5 protein-coding genes are annotated in these 2907 nt (G+C 52.7%); 1 reads left to right on the forward strand and 4 read right to left on the reverse strand.

The genetic code is table 11. From position 1 onward, the window contains the following. Positions 1-437 precede the first annotated feature (437 nt). Entirely contained in the window at positions 438-623 is a 186-nt protein-coding gene (locus FJ147_28125; protein ID MBM4259751.1) for a hypothetical protein, read from the forward strand. 43 nt (positions 624-666) lie between these two features. Here the strand turns inward: FJ147_28125 and FJ147_28130 are convergent, their stop codons facing one another. The 4 genes from FJ147_28130 to FJ147_28145 all read right to left on the reverse strand — a co-directional run bounded on the left by FJ147_28130 (position 667) and on the right by FJ147_28145 (position 2838). Further along, positions 667-1071 (reverse strand): DUF3592 domain-containing protein, encoded by a 405-nt coding sequence (locus FJ147_28130; protein MBM4259752.1) that lies wholly within the window; start codon positions 1069-1071, stop codon positions 667-669. A 49-nt stretch (positions 1072-1120) separates the two neighbouring features. After that, the gene (locus FJ147_28135; GenBank protein ID MBM4259753.1) at positions 1121-1762 is read right to left on the reverse strand and encodes a glutathione S-transferase family protein; all 642 of its coding nucleotides are present in this window, start codon (positions 1760-1762) and stop codon (positions 1121-1123) included. Positions 1763-1851: 89 nt separating this feature from the next. Next, positions 1852-2397 (reverse strand): hypothetical protein, encoded by a 546-nt coding sequence (locus FJ147_28140; protein ID MBM4259754.1) that lies wholly within the window; start codon positions 2395-2397, stop codon positions 1852-1854. A 12-nt stretch (positions 2398-2409) separates the two neighbouring features. Then, positions 2410-2838: a hypothetical protein gene (locus FJ147_28145; GenBank protein MBM4259755.1), complete on the reverse strand. Its 429-nt coding sequence runs from the start codon at positions 2836-2838 to the stop codon at positions 2410-2412. Positions 2839-2907: the final 69 nt, after the last annotated feature.

Consider the following 2907-nt stretch of genomic DNA (forward strand, 5'->3'; position numbering starts at 1 on the left):
TACACCAAGTCCAAACGCGGGCCGAAGAAGCCAGTACCTCACAAACTGAGTGGCAAAAAACAAACGCACGTATCGACTGCGCGGATTCTGGCGATGCGACGGTAGTCAACCGACCTTTACAGGGATGCCCCAAGTGGGGCGGAGGGGGTCCAGGAGGCTCATAAGGGTAGGTTTTTTATCCAAGCCTCAATTGGCGCAGATTTCCCCTCGTGAGGAGCCGCGTGTTCGTCATGCCCGCGCAGGCGGGCATCCAGGAGCTTCACCCCTGAACGATTGCGTATTCCCCCTGGATTCCCGCATTCGCGGGAATGACGTCTCGTCTTTTCTCAGCCTAAAAGCCTACCCCTAAAAGGGTACAGAAGGCGGAGGAATGTTTTCTCAAAGCCATCGCCATTGCCCAGCAACAGCAAGCCAAGTCCCTTGAATTGCGCGCCATCATGAGTCTAGTACGCCTACGACAACACGCCGTTGCTCATGCAACATACACCACGCACCACGTCGCACGCGACAAACTTGCTCAAACACACAAAATGTTATCCACGCTGTACGCCTGGTTCACCGAAGGCTTTGATACCAAGGATTTGCAAGAGGCCAAGGCACTGCTTGAAGAATTGAGCGATTGAGTCATCGAGCTATTGAAGCATGCTGTGGAACCTGGTAGCAGACCTAGTCACCCCACAGTACCGCTAACGCAGCCAACCCAAGAACAGCACAACCAAGTGGCGCTGCCCACATATGCAAGAAGGACTCAACGTAGACGATCTCAGGGTTCGAGGGCAAATAACGCACACGCACGTCCGCACCTACTGCAGGGGATCGACTTGAAGCTCCTGCTGTAGATCGGAAGCGGTGACTGCGATCGCTTTCATCGATGAATGTCACAATTGGATGATACGCGATACTATCATCTAAGGTGTGAGCAGCATGGCCCTCAATTCGTCCAACAGTTGACACGCCGAAGAGCAACGCAGCCAGCCGACGAATAAAGAGATATATCGAGACTCCAAGCAGCACAGTGCCTACAGCAACGAAGTAGAATCTCACCGTAGGCACCTCACTCCATGAACGCAATAAAAAAGGGGCGTATCATCTACGCCCCTCGTTCAGCAGACACTAATGGCTACTTCTTCATCATCGCAGCCAACGCGGCCCGTTGCTCATCAAGGGCTTTCTTGGCTGATGGGTGCGCTTGCACCGCGGTCCACCATGCCGCAATCTTTGGCCGACCTTCAGTTGGCAGCTTCGACCCAAACTGTGGCAAGAATGTCGTTAAGAAGAACATCGTCGGCGCCAATGCGCAGTCAGCAAGAGTAAACGAACTTCCAGCGGCGCAGGGGCTCCCGATCATCCCTTCGAGCTGATCCAGGCGATTGTTCACTTCGGCAATTTTTTCTTGCACGAACTTATCATCAAGCTGTTGTCCGAACAGCTTCGGGAACGTGGCCCGCATCGGTGGCTCAAGGTAGAGATCATGGAAACGAGTGAAGGCACGAACTTTCGCACGGCCTTCAGCATCTTTCGGTAAGAGCGGCTTCTCGGGGAATTTTTCCTCCAGGTATTCGTTAATGAGTTCCGACTCTGCGATGAGCTGACCGTTATCGAGCAGCAGCGCGGGCACTTTTCCCAGCGGATTCACTTTCTTGTAATCTGCTGAGCCTAAGCCACCTGGTACATCGACAAGCTCGACGTTTAATCCTTTTTCATAGATGGCAATACGACTCTTGGCCGCAAAGTTGCTCAATGCCAGATTGTATAGCTTCATAGCGATACCCCCTCAAAGTGTATTTGCCTTCGGCGACTATTGAGCACTGAGAGGGCGAAGTCAAGGATGGAATACGAAAAATTCCCTGTTTAGAGAAAATCCAGTGCGCACAAGTGTTGGTAAAATGCGTCTCGGTTATGCGCATGTTCGCCGCTGTAGCGTGTCATCAGGTCAGTATAGAGACGCCGCAGTTCACGGCTGGCGGTCAGGACGTTCGGATCTCTCCCGAGTTGCACCTCTTGTGGCAGCGAAGTCAACGCAGTGCGGAAAAAGGCACGTTGATGCTCGATTGCCTGACTGAGAGTCGCCACGAGTCCATGAGCTGAGGCCGGTCCAGTCAACGCACGGAGGGTGGCCAGAATACGCGACACTTGCGCATCATAGTGTTCGAGCTGTTGCCGTTCTCCTTTCCGCCATGCAGTGAGTGCCTCGACCCGTTCAATCAACGCCTGGTCTGACAGCGTAAAAAGTTTCGCCAGGAACTCCCGTTCTTCAGTATTGAGGGTACTACGCTGGGCATCGTACGCCGTGCGCTTGTGGGGGATCGCTTGGTACGCTTCGTCAATCGTCATTGCCGGTGCAGCAGAGACATTCACAATCGTAATTAAAAGGAGAATGCGAAGTATGTGTTTCATGGATGACCTTTCTTACTCCTCGTTTAACGCATGGAGTCGTTGCTGTGTTGTAGAACATGCAGGACACTGCTGAAGGATGCTCGTATAGAGATGACGAGCTTCAGCAATTCTTCCGGCCAAGACCAACGCATCTGCCAGACGCTCTTGCCAGAAACGCCGCGCTGCCGGAATCTCAGAGTACCGATGGGTGAGCTTCTCGGCAAAAACCTGGGCGTCTTCAATACGGGCAGAAAAGAGTAAGGCAAAGTAATAGCTTTGCCCGATGTACAAATCGTCCAGTTCTTGTTTCCAACCGTCACCAAACATCTGCTTGAGGGTTGCAAAGCCAGTATGCTTGCCTACCAGGAGGGTGCCAATCAGATGGGCAGCGTGCTCGTCGCCTAAGGCATGGGCAAGAATTAAGTTACCGATTAAGAGCGAGGAAGAAGCGTATAGTTCCAATCGCCATGAAACTTACCGGGTTTGATATTGAGCGCTTGAAACTCATCGTCGGAGACCTGTAGGCCTTTG

Source organism: Deltaproteobacteria bacterium, from assembly GCA_016874775.1.
Lineage (GTDB): Bacteria > Desulfobacterota > Binatia > Bin18 > Bin18 > VGTJ01.

Bases quoted from the DNA above. Each gene is read 5' to 3' on its own strand.
- FJ147_28125 (MBM4259751.1), top strand. From the start codon at position 438: ATGAGTCTAGTACGCCTACGACAACACGCCGTTGCTCATGCAACATAC.
- FJ147_28135 (MBM4259753.1), bottom strand. From the start codon at position 1,762: ATGAAGCTATACAATCTGGCATTGAGCAACTTTGCGGCCAAGAGTCGT.
- FJ147_28140 (MBM4259754.1), bottom strand. From the start codon at position 2,397: ATGAAACACATACTTCGCATTCTCCTTTTAATTACGATTGTGAATGTC.